Genomic DNA, 15954 nt, shown 5'->3' with positions numbered 1-15954 from the left:
TAGAGAGGAGAAATGATTATGAGTTTGGAAATAAAAGAAGCGAATTTGCAAATTACAGGTATGACATGTGCAGCCTGCGCGACTCGCATAGAAAAAAGTTTAAATAAAATGGATGGTGTAGAAGAAGCGACAGTTAATTTAGCTCTTGAAAAATCGTCTATTAAATATAATCCGACAAAATTAAACGAAGAAGACTTTGAGAAGAAAATTGAAGCACTTGGTTATGGTGTCGTGAAACAAAAAACTGAATTCAATATTACAGGTATGACATGTGCAGCCTGTGCTACTCGTATAGAGAAAGGTTTAAATAAACTAGCAGGTGTATCCTCTGCGAACGTAAACTTAGCACTCGAAAAAGCAACTATTGAGTTTAACCCATCTGAGGTGGCGATTGCAGATATTATTGCAAAGGTTGAGAAATTAGGATATGAGGCTCATCAAAAAGCAGATGAGCAAGAAACTGTGGATCATCGTGAGCAGGCAATCAAACAGCAGCAACAAAAATTTATTTTATCGGCGATTCTTTCATTACCATTACTTTGGACGATGGTAGGACATTTTTCATTTACATCATTTTTATATGTCCCTGAATTTTTAATGAATCCATGGGTACAAATGGCGTTGGCTACTCCTGTTCAATTTATCATTGGGAAGCAATTTTATGTGGGGGCATACAAAGCTTTACGCAATGGTAGTGCCAATATGGATGTACTTGTAGTAATGGGAACATCTGCGGCGTATTTTTATAGTTTATATCAAGCGATTATTACCGCGGGGTTACATCATGCCCCTCACCTATATTTTGAAACGAGTGCCGTATTAATTACTTTAATTTTATTAGGAAAACTATTTGAAGCGAAAGCGAAAGGTCGCTCATCTGAAGCAATCAAAAAATTAATGGGCCTTCAGGCAAAAACGGCAATCGTTGTCCGTGATGGTGTAGAAAAAGAAGTACCATTAGAAGAAGTAGTTATTGGCGACACTATTTTAGTAAAACCGGGTGAAAAAATTCCTGTTGATGGTGAAGTATTAGAAGGAACAACAGCTGTTGATGAATCGATGTTAACAGGAGAGAGTCTACCTGTTGATAAAAAGCAAGGTGACCTATTATTTGGTTCAACTATTAATAAAAATGGCTTTATTAAAATGACAGCGACTAAAGTGGGTCGCGATACAGCTTTAGCCCAAATTATTAAAGTTGTAGAAGATGCACAAGGCTCAAAAGCGCCAATCCAACGCTTAGCAGACCAAATTTCAGGCATATTTGTACCAATTGTTGTCGGTATTGCGATTGTATCGTTTCTAATTTGGATTATTTGGGTGCGACCAGGTGAATTTACGCCTGCACTTGAAGTATTAATTGCAGTTCTCGTTATCGCTTGTCCATGTGCGCTCGGATTAGCAACACCAACATCTATTATGGCGGGCTCTGGTCGTGCGGCGGAATTTGGTATTTTATTTAAAGGTGGAGAGCATTTAGAGCAAACGCAAAGTATTGACACAGTGGTTGTTGATAAAACAGGTACAGTAACACACGGCAAGCCAGTATTAACGGATGTCGTATTAGCGGCAAATCAAGACAAAGCACGTTTTTTATCGTTAATTGGTGCAGCGGAGAAGCAATCCGAGCATCCGTTAGCAGAAGCAATTGTTCAAGGAATCGCTGATAGTGGTATTGAGCTAGGAGATGTTCAATTCTTTGAAGCGATACCAGGTTACGGTGTGCAAGCGACTGTATCTGGTCAAGGAGTTGTCATCGGTACTCGTAAATTGATGCAACAATACGGTATTCAAATTGATGATATTCTACCAACGATGGAGCAATTAGAGGAAAACGGTAAAACGGCAATGTTAGCTGCGATTAACGGTCAGTATGCTGGTCTAGTAGCAGTTGCTGATACAGTGAAAGATACTTCAAAAGAAGCGGTTAGTCGTCTACAAGAAATGGGCATTACTGTGATTATGATGACTGGTGATAATGAACGTACAGCACAAGCAATTGGAGCAGAAGTTGGTGTTAATCATGTGATTGCTGAAGTTCTTCCGGAAGGCAAAGCAGATGAAGTGAAAAAACTGCAAGCTCAAGGGAAAAAAGTGGCGATGGTTGGTGATGGCATTAATGATGCGCCGGCACTTGCGACAGCTAATATTGGGATGGCGATTGGTACTGGTACAGACGTGGCTATGGAAGCAGCGGATATCACACTGATTCGTGGCGATTTAAACAGTATTGCAGATGCTATCATCATGAGTCGTAAAACAATGCGTAACATTAAACAAAACTTATTCTGGGCATTTGCTTACAACACATTAGGTATTCCAATTGCCGCAATCGGTTTACTAGCTCCTTGGGTAGCAGGTGCTGCGATGGCTTTTAGTTCGGTATCTGTCGTTTTAAATGCACTGCGATTACAGCGAGTTCAATTATAAAGGTTACGATAGATTCACTTTGAGTGGGTCTATTTTTTTATTTATTTCAGAGGATTCACGGAATTGGTCTTGGACTCCTATTTTAATAGAGAAATAGTTTGATTCTGTTTTTCACTTTCTCACTATGATACAATGAAAAGCACTGATTATAAAAACCTCGAGGATGAGGTAATTGACGATAGAATCCATAGAACGTAAAGGAGGAGCTTCTGGTGACGGTTCCATTTGTTACGGTAGAAGGTCCGATTGGTGTTGGTAAAACCTCTTTATCTAAAGAGATTGCAGCGACATTTAATTACCATCTATTAAAAGAAATAGTAGACGAAAACCCTTTTCTAAATAAGTTTTATGAAAACATAGAGGAATGGAGCTTCCAGACGGAAATGTTCTTCCTATGTAATCGCTATAAACAATTATCGGATATAAAAAAATTCCGTTTAACGCATGATAAACCTGTTGTAGCGGACTACCACATTTTTAAAAATTTGATATTTGCAAAGCGTACATTGGCATCAACTGAGTATGATAAATACGAGGAAATCTATAAGATATTAACGAAAGATATGCCTGTACCTAATGTAGTTGTTTATTTACATGCCAGTGTTGATACATTGATGAAACGTATTGCGATGCGAGGTCGTGAATTTGAAAAAATGATTTCACGAGATTACATGGAGCAACTGGTAGCAGATTATCATTCCTTTATCGAACATTTTGAGAAGATGCATCCTGAAATTCCTATTATTCGATTTAATGGTGATCAGCTTGATTTCGTAAAAAATCCAAATGATTTGACATATGTTTTACAAACAATAAAGGACACGTTACAACAAAGGAGTTTGCAACAATGAATTTGAGAGAGAAGTATGATATTCCACCACAAACGGTCATTACAATCGCTGGTACGGTTGGTGTAGGAAAATCAACGATGACAAAGGCGTTGGCAGAGGCGCTAAATTTCCGTACGTCATTTGAAAAGGTGGATACTAATCCATATTTAGATAAATTTTATGAGGACTTTGAAAAATGGAGCTTCCATCTACAGGTGTATTTTTTAGCGGAGCGTTTTAAGGAGCAGAAGCGGATCTTTGAATATGGCGGCGGGTTTATTCAAGATCGCTCCATCTATGAAGATACAGGCATTTTTGCGAAGATGCATTATGACAAAGGTACAATGAGCCCAACAGATTATGAGACGTATACAAATTTATTTGATGCAATGGTGATGACACCGTATTTCCCGCATCCAGATTTACTTGTTTATCTAGAGGGGCCAATTGATGCTGTAATTGGACGTATTCAAGAGCGTGGACGTACAATGGAGCAACAAACACCGAATGATTATTGGATTGAAATGCATGACCGCTATGAGAACTGGATCAATAATTTTAATTCATGCCCAGTTCTACGTGTAGATATTAATGATTATGATTTATTAAAAAATCCTGAAGCAATTGAATCAATTGTAAGCCGCATCAGTCATATGCTAAAACAAACAAGCCATTTACGTAAATAGAAGGTTAAATAAAGTTAATATTAAAAAATATCAAAAGACGTGAGACAATATGTAACCTATTGTGTCACGTCTTTTGAGTAGGAGGGATTGTTATAAGAATAGCGGTGTATTGCGGTTCTGGCTTAGGCATAAACCCAATTTATGCAGAGAAAGCAGCCGAATTAGGAACTGTATTAGCTCAAAATGGTCATGGTGTCGTTTATGGTGGTTCGAAAACAGGACTGATGGGGAAAGTTGCAGATGCAGTATTAGAAGCTGGAGGAGACGTTATTGGCGTGATGCCAACTCATTTACAGCAGCGGGAATTAGCACATGCTTCGTTAACAGAGATTTATTTTGTTGAGTCTATGCATGTACGTAAAGCAAAAATGGTAGAGTTAGCAGATGCTTTTATAGCTTTACCAGGTGGTGGTGGGACAATGGATGAATATTTTGAAGTGTTTACGTGGGCACAAATTGGACTACATGAAAAACCTGTAATTTTATATAATGTAAATAGCTTTTATGATGGGCTTCTACAACATTTTAAGAAAATGCTCGAGGAAGGTTTTATACGCACGGAACAAGAATCACTTATTCGTATAGCTACTACATCGGAAGAAGTATTAAAATTTTTAAAAAAACATGGGTAAGATACCCATGTTTTTTCTGCAATAAATAATCTTTATAAATATTTTTATTGGGTTTATTACCATAAAAATTTTAGTTCGCTAATACAATGAAAGAGGTGTAGGTTATGCACACAATAAATACAGAAGTTACTGATGATCATGTAGTGCTGGCAATTGAACGAAATATAGCCATTATTCGTTTTGATATGGAGCATAAAGTTGCCTATGTAAATGAACTTTTTGCTAAAACATTAGGCTATAAAGTTGAGGAAATGATAGGAAAAGATCATAAGGATTTTTGTTTAACGGAATTTGCGAATAGCATAGAATACGGAAAATTTTGGCGAAACTTAGCTGCTGGCAATAGCTATCAGGATAAAATCGAAAGAATGGATGCAAGGGGAAATAGAGTTTGGCTTGAGGCTACTTATATGCCTGTCTTTGCTAATAATTCAAGAAAGGTAATTGGCGTATCGAAAATTGCAACAAATATTACTGAACGCCAAAATGAAATTGTTAGTGTAGCTGATACATTAAAGGTTATGTCCAAAGAGCTTCATAGCCGTTCGGAGGCTGGTATTCAAAATAACAAGGATTTACTGGAAACAGTGAAAGAGGTATCACAAGAATCTGCCGATAATGTGAGAAATCTTGCACAGCTACAGAAGCAAGCGGAATCAATTAAAGGGATTGTGAAGACCATTCAAGAAATTGCTTCTCAGACAAATTTACTTGCACTAAATGCAGCTATTGAAGCAGCAAGAGCTGGTGAGTATGGCCGAGGCTTTGATGTTGTAGCAAAAGAGGTTAGAAAACTTTCTGTAAGGGTGGAGCAATCTATTTCAGAAGTAAAAGATAATGTTGAGGGCATAGAGCGAGAGATTGGACAAGTCACTGAAAGCATCACACGTATAGCTGAAAAAGTTGAAAAAACAAATGGTCAAATTAATGTAACAACGAATGATTTTGCTGAAATTGCTACTGCAGCAGAGGCATTAGATGAACAATCAAGGCATTTTACCGAAATAATTTAATTTATTTCAGCAATTATTTTCTGTACCGAAAGCGTAGCGACAGGTACAGAAGTCCCCCACCTCTATAGGTGACGCAATCAATTATGCCGAGGCATAATTGATTGCAATTTTTAAATTTTATTTCTCTCTTTTTTACACGCTTCATAAAGAAGGAAAAATAATTGCAAGAATTAGAGAAAAGGTTAAGGCCTGTAATAGATACTCCTCAAGCGTATTATTTTTGTAATTTTCTGATTTATATTGAAATAGTAGATGAGTTTTATTTACAATAATTGTGTAAAGCTTTCATAAATCATAATAGGGGTGTTATAGATGACAAAGGTGGAAGTAAGTTTTAAGCATTTACCAACGACTGCAGTTTCAGATGCAACAGGAGGACATACGAATTTACGTAGTGATATTAAACCGTTAGCAGATCATTATAAAATTGCTGGCCGTGCGGTAACAGTGCGTTTACCAGATGGCGAAAATGGTGCAGTATTGGAAGCCATTCGAGCTGCTAAAGAAGGGGATATTTTAGTAATTGACGCTAAAGGGAATACCAACCGTGCAGTTGCCGGTGATTTTGTTCTTTCATTAGCGAAGGGTATTGGTATACAGGGATTTGTCGTTGATGGTGTTATTCGTGATATTGCAGCTATTCGTGAGCTAGACTTTCCTGTATTTTCACTTGGCACAACGGTAGCAGCTGGCAATAAAAACGGAGGTGGGAAAGTAAATGTTCCTATTGCTATTGGGGGGGTTGCTGTTCATCCTGGCGATTATATTATTGGGGATATGGACGGTGTTGTTGTCGTGCCTCAGAATGATGCAGAGCGTATGGTTGCAGCTGCTGAGGCCAAAATCCAAAAGGATGAAATACGTGCACAAGAAGCACATGTAAATGGAAAAGAATCAATTATTGCTTATTTAGATAAAGTATTAACTTCTTTCAGCTAATGTTTTTTGTAGCGAAAGCAAAGCGTCAGCTACAGAAGTCACCCTCCTCTTTAGGTAGTGAGATGAATGCGGATTTAAGCTACTTTTCAACGGGTGTTCAAACACCCGTTGAAATAAAGGAACTCAGTCTAAGAACGGCAACGACTGAGTGACCAACATCATGTTGTTGTTGCTGTCGCTTCGCTTTCGCACAAAAAACATCTGCAGGCCTAAGTACAAAGTCGATTCCGGACGCAATTATGCCGAGGCATAATTGATCAAAATAAAAAAATCCTCACGATGCCATCCATTACATCGTGAGGATTTTTTTAATTTTTATGCTAAATTCTTATTATCTTTAAAGTAATTTTTCATTTTCTCTGCATCGAAACGGCCTTCCCATTTCGCCATTACTAATGACGCAAGTGAGTTACCAATTACGTTAACGACTGTACGTCCCATATCAAGAATACGATCGATACCTGCGATAAATGCTAAACCTTCAATTGGAATGCCGACAGTACCTAAAGTTGCTAGAAGTACAACGAATGATACTCCTGGAACACCTGCAATACCTTTAGATGTAACCATTAATACAAGCATTAACGTAATTTGTTCACCAATGCTTAAGTGAATACCGTACATTTGAGCAATAAATAATGCAGCAATAGCTTGGTACAGTGTAGAACCATCTAAGTTAAAGGAGTAACCGGTTGGAATAACAAAGGATACGATATCCTTTGGAGCACCTAGTTTCTCCATTTTCATCATAATTCGCGGTAACACAGCTTCAGAACTTGCTGTTGAGAACGCTAAAATCAGCTCATCTTTTAGTACTTTGATTAAGAAGAAGATACTGATACCTGCAAATTTGGCCACAAGACCAAGAACGACAAAGATAAAGAATAGCATTGTTGCATAAACAAGTATAGCAAGTTTACCAAGTGGTATTAGTGAAGCGAATCCATATTTGGAAACGGTTACACCGATTAAACCAAATACCCCAATTGGAGCGAATTTCATTACGAGGTTAGTTACCCAGAACATAGTATCTGCTACCCCTTGGAAGAAGTCTAATACTGGTTTACCTCGTTCGCCAATGGCAGCAACCCCTAAACCAAAAATAACTGAGAAGAAGATAATAGCAAGCATATTACCTTCAGACATTGCTTGAACGATATTTGTCGGTACAATGCCTACAATAATATCAAATGGTCCTTCATGCTTTACTTCTTCTGTAGTTGCAACGTATTTCGAAATATCTCCTTGAGAGAGCTCGTTCATGTTTATACCCGCGCCTGGTTGGAATAAGTTTGCGGAAAGTAAACCAATTACAATTGCTACTGTTGTAATAAGTTCAAAATAAATAAGTGATTTTCCGCCTAATCGTCCAAGCTGTTTCATATCGCCAGTTCCAGCAACACCAACGATTAGAGTCGAAATAATAATCGGTACAACAATCATTTTAATTAGATGAAGGAAAATATCACCTAGAGGTTGTAAATATGTTTCAATTTTGGGGTTTCCGTAAAAGATACCACCAATAATAATCCCTAAAATCAAACCGACTAAAATTTGAGTAGCTAAACTGATTCTAAATTTCTTCTTCAAAACCTTAGTACCTCCTAATATTAAAATTTTTAGGACTTGCCTTACTTTAATAATACGGAGGACTTATGAAATCCGACAAAATCCGAGAAAATTAATTTACTTTAGTTAAAATGTCTGAATATAACACCTGAATAAATTTCTTAATATTCACCTTTGCTTTACGATTTCCGTGGTCTTCTATCCGAGTCATAAGCTGACGAATTTCTTTAAAGTCAAAGTATCGAGGTGCATAATATTCAAATTCAGAGTTTGTATAATCCACGACACCTAGATTGGCGAGATTTATCATAGCTGCTAATATAGTACGGCGCACACGCTGTTCAATAGCTTTACTTTCCTTCAAAATTTCATCTGGTGTAGCCTTTGTGACAGCTGCAATTTCTTCGTAAAGCTCCTTTAATGGTGGAAGTGGTGCAATTTTGTGCTGATGAGCAAGTAATGTCTCAATGATAGCTATAATATCTTCGCTTCCGATCTCACCAACGATACCCATATCATTTAAGATGGATTGAATATGATCACGTGACGTTGCTTTATGATTTATTTGTTCACTTAGATCAATATTTGTAAGTGATTGGCGAATAATAAGCAATGAGTTTTTTAGGCGAAATTGTTCAGTTGTTTTACGTAAAACATTCTCAACCTCAATACGATTTATAGGTTTATGAATAAAGAAATCTATACCATGCTCATATGCCTCGCCTACCATTTCCTTATTCACCACTTGGGAAATCATGACAAATTGTCCTTCGAAACGATTTTGAATAAGGTGCTCGACTGTTGCTATCCCATCGAGCTTAGGCATAAGTAAATCAATCAACACAAATTCTGGCTGTGTCATTAAAATTTGTGGAATGGCGTCCTCACCATTGCGTGCTTCGCCAATAACTGTACCTAAGCCACCATCTTCAATAATTTGCTTTAACATGACCCGACTTGCACGATCATCATCTACAATAAAATACCTCATTTAAGTCTCTCCCGTTTGAATAGTTTGCGTAGGAACTGCAATTTTAAACATCGTGTTTTGATTGTTTGATTCAACGGATATTGAGCCATTTAATTTATTTACTAATTCAACAACATGTGAAAGCCCAATACCTGTTGCTGAGACACCGTCTACATTGTATTTTGTGGTGTATCCAGGTTCAAAAATAATAGAGAGATTACTTTGCGGAATGCCCGTCCCATTATCACATACTGTTATTACAGTATCATCCTGTTGCTGCTGAATGGCAATAGAAATGATACCTTGATCCTCAATTGATTCAATAGCATTAGCTGTTAAATTATTCAAAAGTGCAAGCAATGCAATATGTTCTTTCGTTTGAAAATTGATTTCGATATTTATGTTAAACTCAATTTCTTTCCCGAGAAAATCAGCGTACTTACTGTTTCCGTCTTTAATATAATGTAATAATTCTGACAATCTCAGGGAGCCAAAGCTCTTTTCACCAACAATTTTAGAAATACCTGCATAAATGCGTTGTGAATCCTTCTTCACTTCATGAATTTCCTGGGCAATATGAAGTGCCTGTAAACTTTCTGCACGATAACCTAGCGATTTTAATTGTCGATATAATTCAAACCCACTGGCTGTAATTGCTTCTATGTGGTTCATAGATTTTTTTAAATAAAGTGTCTCAACATATAAATCTGAGCCGATCGTAAGCATTTCCTGAACACGTTTTTTTTGCTCAGCAATTAAAATGGAACTATAAATACCAACAACAAAAAAACTACGTAATAAAGCAACTGCTAATAGTATAAGTAAATCATGAAGGAGTAAAAAAGTGTAAGAATTTATTAGAAAACGAAATAGTTGTTCCACTAAATTACTGAATACTTCACTAAACGCAACTAGCAATCCAAGCAATAGTGGTTTTTCTCTATATTGATGAATGCTTAGAATTTGTAGGCATATTGCAAATAAAATATAAAAAGCAGCAGCAGGTAAATGTATTAGTAAACTATCGATGAATGGAACATCATGTAAAGTGTAATTAATGATAACTCGAAAAACGGTTGTCACGATGCTTGTAGAAAATCCAGCCAAAATGATAGGTGTAGGTCTAAGCAGAGTGCATAAAAAGAAAATAATACTTCCTAATCCGAAACGAAAAGGTGTATCAGCGAAAGGCATTATTTTAATCTCACTACCGATAGCAGTTAACAGAGCAATTATGAAAACCCAAGTGAGGGAAGCACGAGATATGTAAAATTTCGAGCGCATAGAAATCCTCCCTAATTAATATTAACGAGCAATATCCTAAAAGAGCTCGTTTGCGTGTTTGCAATAAAGGTAATTGTACCACTACTTTTGATGTTACGTTGAGGCGGAATACGATCTTGAAACGAAAGCGCATTTGTCTAGATGAAATAACGCTATAGATTTTTCATGGTTCTAAAATCATAATTTACAATAAAAAATACCACAACCTAAGTGGAAGTGGCATCTAGAAAATGTTACATAAAATTTTAAGCAAAAAAAAACGGCTACATTCGTAGTCGGAATTTTAAAACTGGAGGAGGTAGAGGGATTCGAACCCCCGCGCGGTGTTACCCGCCTGTCGGTTTTCAAGACCGATCCCTTCAGCCAGACTTGGGTATACCTCCATGTTGTTTTGTTGCGTTGTCTTATCGACAAGATTTAATTTATCATATTTTAAAAATCACGTCAACATTTTTTTAATACTTATTTCAGCGGTCAAAACATAATTTTTATATAATAGAGATTAAATAATAGAGATTAAATATAAGTATTATATAGGAATTTTAAGGGGGATAATTTATGAAATTTAAACACTTCTTATATATTATTTTAAGTTTGAGTATATTGAATGGATGTAGCAATCATGATGAGTTAGAAAAAGGAAGAGGAACCTTCACTGAAGGAGTAGTAACTCTTTTTGCTGAATTTGAAAATTTAACAAAAGAGTCACAAAGAGCATTATTAGAGAAGTTAGATGAAAATAATATAGACTATGTAGTTGATAATCAAGGATCTGTGTTTGTAAGAAAAAGGGATATTGACAAAGCAAATTCGTGTTGTAAGCAATAATATATAGATTTTTATACACGTTGTAGCATGATAAGTGACGGAGAGGGCATACAATTTTTGTTTTTATGGGCGCCCCATATAAAACTACCTCGAAACAATTTAAACGCCAAAATATATCCTTCTCGTGGCTCATAACTATGTAGGTGGACAAAAAAAGAAACTGTTTTTATTCAGGAAGATTTAGAAGCAGGTACGTCAGTAAATAGCATTAATGGTTTTTTTACTAATAATCATGTAGTTTTAAGCTACTGTGCGGGTTGCGAAGAGTGGGCTTATTGGGAAAGTGGGGAATTAGTGAGTGGTCAACTTTTTCAATGACTGTTGCTGCTGTTGCTACGTTAACACTGCGCTTTCGCACAAAAAACATCCGCTGGCCTAAGTACAAAGCCGATTCTGGACGCAATTCTGCCGAGGCGTAATTGATTAATAATTTCTTATTTACAGTGCTGATAGAATATTCCACACAAATATTATGTGTATTGAGTTGCAATTTATGAAAACAGTAAGTATACTAGTTATTGCCGTGCTAGGTGGGAAGGTAGCGGTGTCCTGTAACTCGCAATCCGCTCTAGCGAGACTGAATTCCTTTTTCGAGGCTGTCCGTATTGTTTGGTCTGCCTTTTGCACGTAGTGTTGACGATTGGGTCCTGCGCAATGGATACCCATGAACTATGTCAGGTCCGGAAGGAAGCAGCATTAAGTGGTCTTATTCATGTGCCGCGGGGTTGCCTAATCTGAGCTAACGACAAGAGTAACGCTTATGTGCGGCTGTCGAAGAAAGGTGCACGGCATTAAATTGCCAATTCAAACGCATCCGTCTACAAAAGGCGGATGCGTTTTTTTATGATTTTACAATGTTTGTTGGAATGGAAGGGCACTCTCCAGAAAGTTTAAGGGAGATTCACATCAACCTTCGCTATGGGAAGTGAGAGATCGTCCCGAATTTTTAGAAAAGCGATAACACTATTTTATAAATAATGAAGCAAATGCTATAATAGAACTATTCTATATTATGAAGAAGAGGAGAGGAAATCATTGACGTATCAAGCATTTTATCGTGTGTATCGACCGCAATCATTCCGAGAAATGTCCGGTCAAGCACATGTCAAAAGAACGCTACAAAATGCTCTCCTAGCGAATAAAACAACACATGCTTATTTATTTTCCGGCCCACGTGGTACTGGGAAAACAAGTACAGCTAAAATTTTTGCAAAGGCTTTAAACTGTGAGCATGCACCATCAAAAGAGCCTTGTAATGAATGTGCTACTTGTTTAAGCATTACAGAGGGCTCTCACCCAGATGTTATTGAATTTGACGCGGCGTCTAATTCACGCGTTGAAGAAATACGTGACGTCATTGAGAAAGTTCGATTTGCCCCTGCAAGTAGCAGATATAAAGTGTATATCATTGATGAAGTGCATATGCTTTCTACAAGTGCTTTCAATGCCCTTTTAAAGACATTAGAAGAACCACCTTCTCACGCTGTATTTATTTTAGCAACGACAGAGCCCCATAAATTGCCCGCAACGATTATTTCGCGATGTCAGCGCTTTGATTTTAAGCGTCTTTCAACCAATGATATTATTGAGCGCATGAAAGTTGTATTAGAGGATATTGAGTTACCATTTGAGGAACAAGGTTTGAAGGTCATCGCACAATCAGCAGCTGGTGGTATGCGTGATGCCTTAAGCTTATTAGATCAGGTTGTATCCTTCAGCGGAGAAAAGTTGAAGCTTGAGGACACATTACTTGTTACAGGTTCTATCAGTCAGGAAGTTTTCTATGAATTAGCAGAAGCTCTAAAAGCAAAAGATGTCGCGCAAATGCTTGCGTTATTAGAACAGCTTATTGCGGATGGAAAAGATCCTCTTCGTCTTTCAGAGGACCTAATTACATTTTTCCGGGACTTATTATTACTGCAAACAAGTGAGGATCTGGCCGAATTATTAGAACTAGTATCACCGGAGGAGCGAGTATTTACATTAGCGCATGATTTTGCACCGGATTTGCTATATGGCTACATTGATATTTTAGCGAAAACACAGCAAGAAATGCGGTTCTCCCACCATACAAAGATTTACTTAGAAACAGCGTTACTTAAAATGGTGCAGTTTTCGGGTGGTGCAATTGGTCAAACTACGACTTCAGGTGAGGTCGCTATGAGCCCTGAACTCGCTCAAAAAATCGTGGCACTTGAGCAGATGGTGCAACAACTATCAGCTCAATTGCAAGCTGGTGCTTCGATGCAAACGACGCAAGCACCAAAAGAGCAACGTCCACGAGCTAAAAGTCCAAATGGCTATAAAGCACCAACAGGCCGTATTCAAGAGATACTAAAGGATGCTACAAAGCAAGATGTACAACGTATCAAATCGGTTTGGGCACAGGCATTAAGCCAAATGCAAAAATCTCAATCAGCTCTTTTAGCAGAGGCTGAACCTGTTGCGGCATCTTCAAGTGCTTTTGTGTTAAAATTCAAGTATGATATTCATTGTCAAATGGTTGCTGATAATCAATCCCTAAAAGCTCAATTCACACAATTAATTGCAGGGCAAACTGGTATTATGTACGAAATGCTTTGTACGCCTGAAGATGCTTGGTTAAAATTACGTGAAGAGTTTATTCGTGATCACGGCTTACAGCAGCAGAAAAAATCTCAGGATGAAACTGATCATGAAATGGAATTATTAGAACCACCTCCGGCAGAAATGCCGGAAGGGCCGTTTATCGACGATGCTCAACCACTTGCTTCACAAGATCCACTAGTGACGGAAGCAGAAAAGCTGTTTGGTAAAGATTTCATTGAAATTGTTGAAGACTAATCATTTAGGAGGAATATGTTTATGCGTGGAATGGGAAATATGCAAGGTATGATGAAAAAAATGCAAAAAATGCAAAAAGAAATGATGGAGGCTCAAGAGGCTTTGAATGCAGAGCAATTTGAAGGTTCTGCTGGTGGGGGTATGGTGAAAGTAAATGTAACTGGCCAACGTGAAATCGTAGAAGTAAATCTTGATCCATCAGTAGTAGATCCAGACGATATCGAAATGCTACAAGATTTAATCGTTGTTGCTGTAAATGAAGCATTGAAAAAAGTAGATGAAAAGACAAATGCAACAATGGGTAAATTCACTCAAGGCATGAACCTTCCATTCTAGGAGGTAAATAAATGTACTACCCAGAACCAATATCGAAACTGATTGATAGTTTTATGAAATTGCCAGGTATCGGGCCGAAGACCGCGGCTCGTCTGGCGTTTTTTGTATTAACAATGAAAGAGGATGACGTTTTATCCTTTTCAAAGGCATTAATTGATGCTAAACGAAATTTAAGCTACTGCTCCGTGTGTGGCAACATAACTGATGTAGATCCATGCCATATTTGTACGGACAAACAACGAAATCATTCTATTATTTGTGTTGTTCAAGATACAAAAGATGTAATTGCGATGGAAAAAATGCGTGATTTCAATGGTATGTATCATGTATTACAGGGAGCTATTTCACCTATGGATGGTATTGGTCCAGAAGATATTAATGTCGCTTCCCTACTAGTTCGTTTGCAAGATGAGGTTGTTCAGGAGCTTATTTTAGCTACGAATTCAACTATTGAAGGCGAAGCAACAGCTATGTATATTTCTCGTTTAGTGAAGCCATCTGGCATTCGAACAACACGGATTGCTCATGGACTACCAGTAGGTGGAGATTTAGAATATGCAGATGAAGTAACGTTATCGAAGGCAATGGAAGGTCGCCGAGAATTGTGAGTGAGGGATTAATATGTTCTTCCGCAGTAAGGGAAAATTAAAAAAAGAATTCGACGACAAGCTTGTGAGTCTTATAAAAGAAACAAAAGAAGATTTACAGCAGGCAAAGATAATTGAAGAACTACTAGATGACTATGATTTAGAAGTAATTGCTCAAAAGAAAGCAGCGGAGAGTATACATTTTTATTTATTCAAGGAAGCTAGAATTCGGAGAGTATTAATTAAATAATAGTTTTTAACTTCTTTCAGCAAGTGTTTTGGTAGCGAAAGTGAAGCGTCAGCACTGCGCTTTCACACAAAAAACATCTGTTGGCCTAAAACCTCCGGACGCAATTATGCCGAGGCGTAATTGATACTCATAGAAGCACAACAGGGAACATAAACTTTCATAATTATACTGTTAAGGGGGAAACCATATGTCGTGGTTAGTAATTATGAGCTTTTGTGTGCCTGTAGTGCTTCTTTTTCTTTATATAATAATAAGACATGCCAAGATGGGTAAAATTTTAGAAGGAATGTCTGTGTTTTGGTTTAGATTTGCTTTTGCCTTTCTACTATTATTCATTATTCACTTAGGCATAGGGTATGCTGGCTATAATGTACCGATTAATCTATTTTCAGTGTTCACAATTGCAATATTAGGTATTCCGGGTGTACTAGGAATAACTGCTTTAATATTTTTTTTATAAAATACTTGTAAAACAAAAATATTGTGATATAGTAATAAGAGTTGTTAAGATAACTGTTGAAAAACAAGTAAATTTTAAGTTAAATAATTTAGTTGTTGACATCGAGTGCGCAACGTGATATTATATAAGAGTTGCTGTTGGAGAAACGGTAACGAAATGAACCTTGAAAACTGAACAAGCAAAACGTAATCAATAAAGTTTTTAGTAGCTAACCTTGAGTTAGTGAACGAAACAAAATTTTGGACATCAAACATGATGCCAGCAAAACAATTTGAGCTAATCAAATTTCTTTTTATGGAGAGTTTGATCCTGGCTCA

The 15954-nt window shown here is 37.2% G+C and carries 15 protein-coding genes, 1 tRNA gene and 1 other RNA gene; 13 read left to right on the top strand and 4 right to left on the bottom strand.

What is annotated here, in order from left to right:
• Nucleotides 1-18 precede the first annotated feature (18 nt).
• The 6 genes from ACIQLB_RS24010 to ACIQLB_RS23980 all read left to right on the top strand — a co-directional run bounded on the left by ACIQLB_RS24010 (nt 19) and on the right by ACIQLB_RS23980 (nt 6530).
• The gene (locus ACIQLB_RS24010; RefSeq protein ID WP_400731215.1) at nt 19-2430 is read left to right on the top strand and encodes a heavy metal translocating P-type ATPase; all 2412 of its coding nucleotides are present in this window, start codon (nt 19-21) and stop codon (nt 2428-2430) included.
• Between the two features lie 212 nt (nt 2431-2642).
• Nucleotides 2643-3281 (top strand): deoxynucleoside kinase, encoded by a 639-nt coding sequence (locus ACIQLB_RS24005; RefSeq protein ID WP_400731214.1) that lies wholly within the window; start codon nt 2643-2645, stop codon nt 3279-3281.
• Nucleotides 3278-3946 carry a deoxynucleoside kinase gene (locus ACIQLB_RS24000; protein ID WP_400731213.1) on the top strand — a complete coding sequence of 223 codons (669 nt, stop codon included), beginning with the start codon at nt 3278-3280 and terminating at the stop codon, nt 3944-3946. Before ACIQLB_RS24005 ends, ACIQLB_RS24000 begins: the two co-directional genes overlap by 4 nt.
• 104 nt (nt 3947-4050) lie before the next feature.
• On the top strand, nt 4051-4578 hold the full coding sequence (locus tag ACIQLB_RS23995) for an LOG family protein (RefSeq protein ID WP_400731212.1): 528 nt from the start codon (nt 4051-4053) through the stop codon (nt 4576-4578).
• Nucleotides 4579-4682: 104 nt separating this feature from the next.
• Nucleotides 4683-5591 (top strand): methyl-accepting chemotaxis protein, encoded by a 909-nt coding sequence (locus ACIQLB_RS24655; protein WP_483869709.1) that lies wholly within the window; start codon nt 4683-4685, stop codon nt 5589-5591.
• 312 nt (nt 5592-5903) lie between these two features.
• Nucleotides 5904-6530 (top strand): RraA family protein, encoded by a 627-nt coding sequence (locus tag ACIQLB_RS23980; protein WP_400731211.1) that lies wholly within the window; start codon nt 5904-5906, stop codon nt 6528-6530.
• A 315-nt stretch (nt 6531-6845) separates the two neighbouring features.
• On the opposite strand, the gene ACIQLB_RS23975 is transcribed toward ACIQLB_RS23980, so the two are convergent.
• From ACIQLB_RS23975 to ACIQLB_RS23960, 4 genes are all read right to left on the bottom strand, one after another.
• Entirely contained in the window at nt 6846-8120 is a 1275-nt protein-coding gene (locus tag ACIQLB_RS23975; protein WP_400731210.1) for a cation:dicarboxylate symporter family transporter, read from the bottom strand.
• Between the two features lie 91 nt (nt 8121-8211).
• A complete protein-coding gene (locus ACIQLB_RS23970; RefSeq protein ID WP_400731209.1) occupies nt 8212-9090 on the bottom strand; it encodes a response regulator in 879 nt (292 codons plus the stop codon).
• Nucleotides 9091-10353, bottom strand: coding sequence for an ATP-binding protein (locus ACIQLB_RS23965; protein WP_400731208.1), 1263 nt, complete (start codon nt 10351-10353; stop codon nt 9091-9093). It abuts the gene before it with no gap.
• Between the two features lie 290 nt (nt 10354-10643).
• Nucleotides 10644-10736, bottom strand: a tRNA-Ser gene (locus ACIQLB_RS23960).
• A gap of 175 nt (nt 10737-10911) precedes the next feature.
• On the opposite strand from ACIQLB_RS23960, the gene ACIQLB_RS23955 reads away from it, so the two are divergent.
• The 7 genes from ACIQLB_RS23955 to ACIQLB_RS23925 all read left to right on the top strand — a co-directional run bounded on the left by ACIQLB_RS23955 (nt 10912) and on the right by ACIQLB_RS23925 (nt 15637).
• Complete coding sequence (locus ACIQLB_RS23955; protein WP_400731207.1) at nt 10912-11181, top strand: hypothetical protein; 270 nt, start codon at nt 10912-10914, stop codon at nt 11179-11181.
• A 521-nt stretch (nt 11182-11702) separates the two neighbouring features.
• An RNA gene (gene ffs, locus ACIQLB_RS23950) (signal recognition particle sRNA large type) lies at nt 11703-11970 on the top strand.
• A 246-nt stretch (nt 11971-12216) separates the two neighbouring features.
• Nucleotides 12217-14004 (top strand): DNA polymerase III subunit gamma/tau, encoded by a 1788-nt coding sequence (dnaX, locus tag ACIQLB_RS23945; RefSeq protein ID WP_400731206.1) that lies wholly within the window; start codon nt 12217-12219, stop codon nt 14002-14004.
• A gap of 21 nt (nt 14005-14025) precedes the next feature.
• On the top strand, nt 14026-14340 hold the full coding sequence (locus ACIQLB_RS23940) for a YbaB/EbfC family nucleoid-associated protein (RefSeq protein ID WP_400731205.1): 315 nt from the start codon (nt 14026-14028) through the stop codon (nt 14338-14340).
• A gap of 11 nt (nt 14341-14351) precedes the next feature.
• A complete protein-coding gene (recR, locus tag ACIQLB_RS23935) occupies nt 14352-14948 on the top strand; it encodes a recombination mediator RecR (protein ID WP_400731204.1) in 597 nt (198 codons plus the stop codon).
• 13 nt (nt 14949-14961) lie between these two features.
• Nucleotides 14962-15177, top strand: coding sequence for a YaaL family protein (locus tag ACIQLB_RS23930; protein WP_370048828.1), 216 nt, complete (start codon nt 14962-14964; stop codon nt 15175-15177).
• Nucleotides 15178-15364: 187 nt separating this feature from the next.
• On the top strand, nt 15365-15637 hold the full coding sequence (locus tag ACIQLB_RS23925; protein WP_370048830.1) for a pro-sigmaK processing inhibitor BofA family protein: 273 nt from the start codon (nt 15365-15367) through the stop codon (nt 15635-15637).
• Nucleotides 15638-15954 lie beyond the last annotated feature (317 nt).

Source organism: Lysinibacillus sp. NPDC092081, assembly GCF_044755845.1.
In the GTDB taxonomy this organism is placed as follows: Bacteria; Bacillota; Bacilli; order Bacillales_A; family Planococcaceae; genus Lysinibacillus.
Note: the sequence above shows the minus strand (reverse complement) of the source record. Positions and strands in the feature narration are given on the sequence as shown.

What these genes read in the sequence shown, in the direction of transcription:
- ACIQLB_RS24010 (WP_400731215.1), top strand. Translation starts at nt 19, where the DNA reads ATGAGTTTGGAAATAAAAGAAGCGAATTTGCAAATTACAGGTATGACA.
- ACIQLB_RS24000 (WP_400731213.1), top strand. Translation starts at nt 3,278, where the DNA reads ATGAATTTGAGAGAGAAGTATGATATTCCACCACAAACGGTCATTACA.
- ACIQLB_RS24655 (WP_483869709.1), top strand. Translation starts at nt 4,683, where the DNA reads ATGCACACAATAAATACAGAAGTTACTGATGATCATGTAGTGCTGGCA.
- ACIQLB_RS23980 (WP_400731211.1), top strand. Translation starts at nt 5,904, where the DNA reads ATGACAAAGGTGGAAGTAAGTTTTAAGCATTTACCAACGACTGCAGTT.
- ACIQLB_RS23970 (WP_400731209.1), bottom strand. Translation starts at nt 9,090, where the DNA reads ATGAGGTATTTTATTGTAGATGATGATCGTGCAAGTCGGGTCATGTTA.
- ACIQLB_RS23965 (WP_400731208.1), bottom strand. Translation starts at nt 10,353, where the DNA reads ATGCGCTCGAAATTTTACATATCTCGTGCTTCCCTCACTTGGGTTTTC.
- ACIQLB_RS23955 (WP_400731207.1), top strand. Translation starts at nt 10,912, where the DNA reads ATGAAATTTAAACACTTCTTATATATTATTTTAAGTTTGAGTATATTG.
- ACIQLB_RS23940 (WP_400731205.1), top strand. Translation starts at nt 14,026, where the DNA reads ATGCGTGGAATGGGAAATATGCAAGGTATGATGAAAAAAATGCAAAAA.
- recR (WP_400731204.1), top strand. Translation starts at nt 14,352, where the DNA reads ATGTACTACCCAGAACCAATATCGAAACTGATTGATAGTTTTATGAAA.
- ACIQLB_RS23930 (WP_370048828.1), top strand. Translation starts at nt 14,962, where the DNA reads ATGTTCTTCCGCAGTAAGGGAAAATTAAAAAAAGAATTCGACGACAAG.
- ACIQLB_RS23925 (WP_370048830.1), top strand. Translation starts at nt 15,365, where the DNA reads ATGTCGTGGTTAGTAATTATGAGCTTTTGTGTGCCTGTAGTGCTTCTT.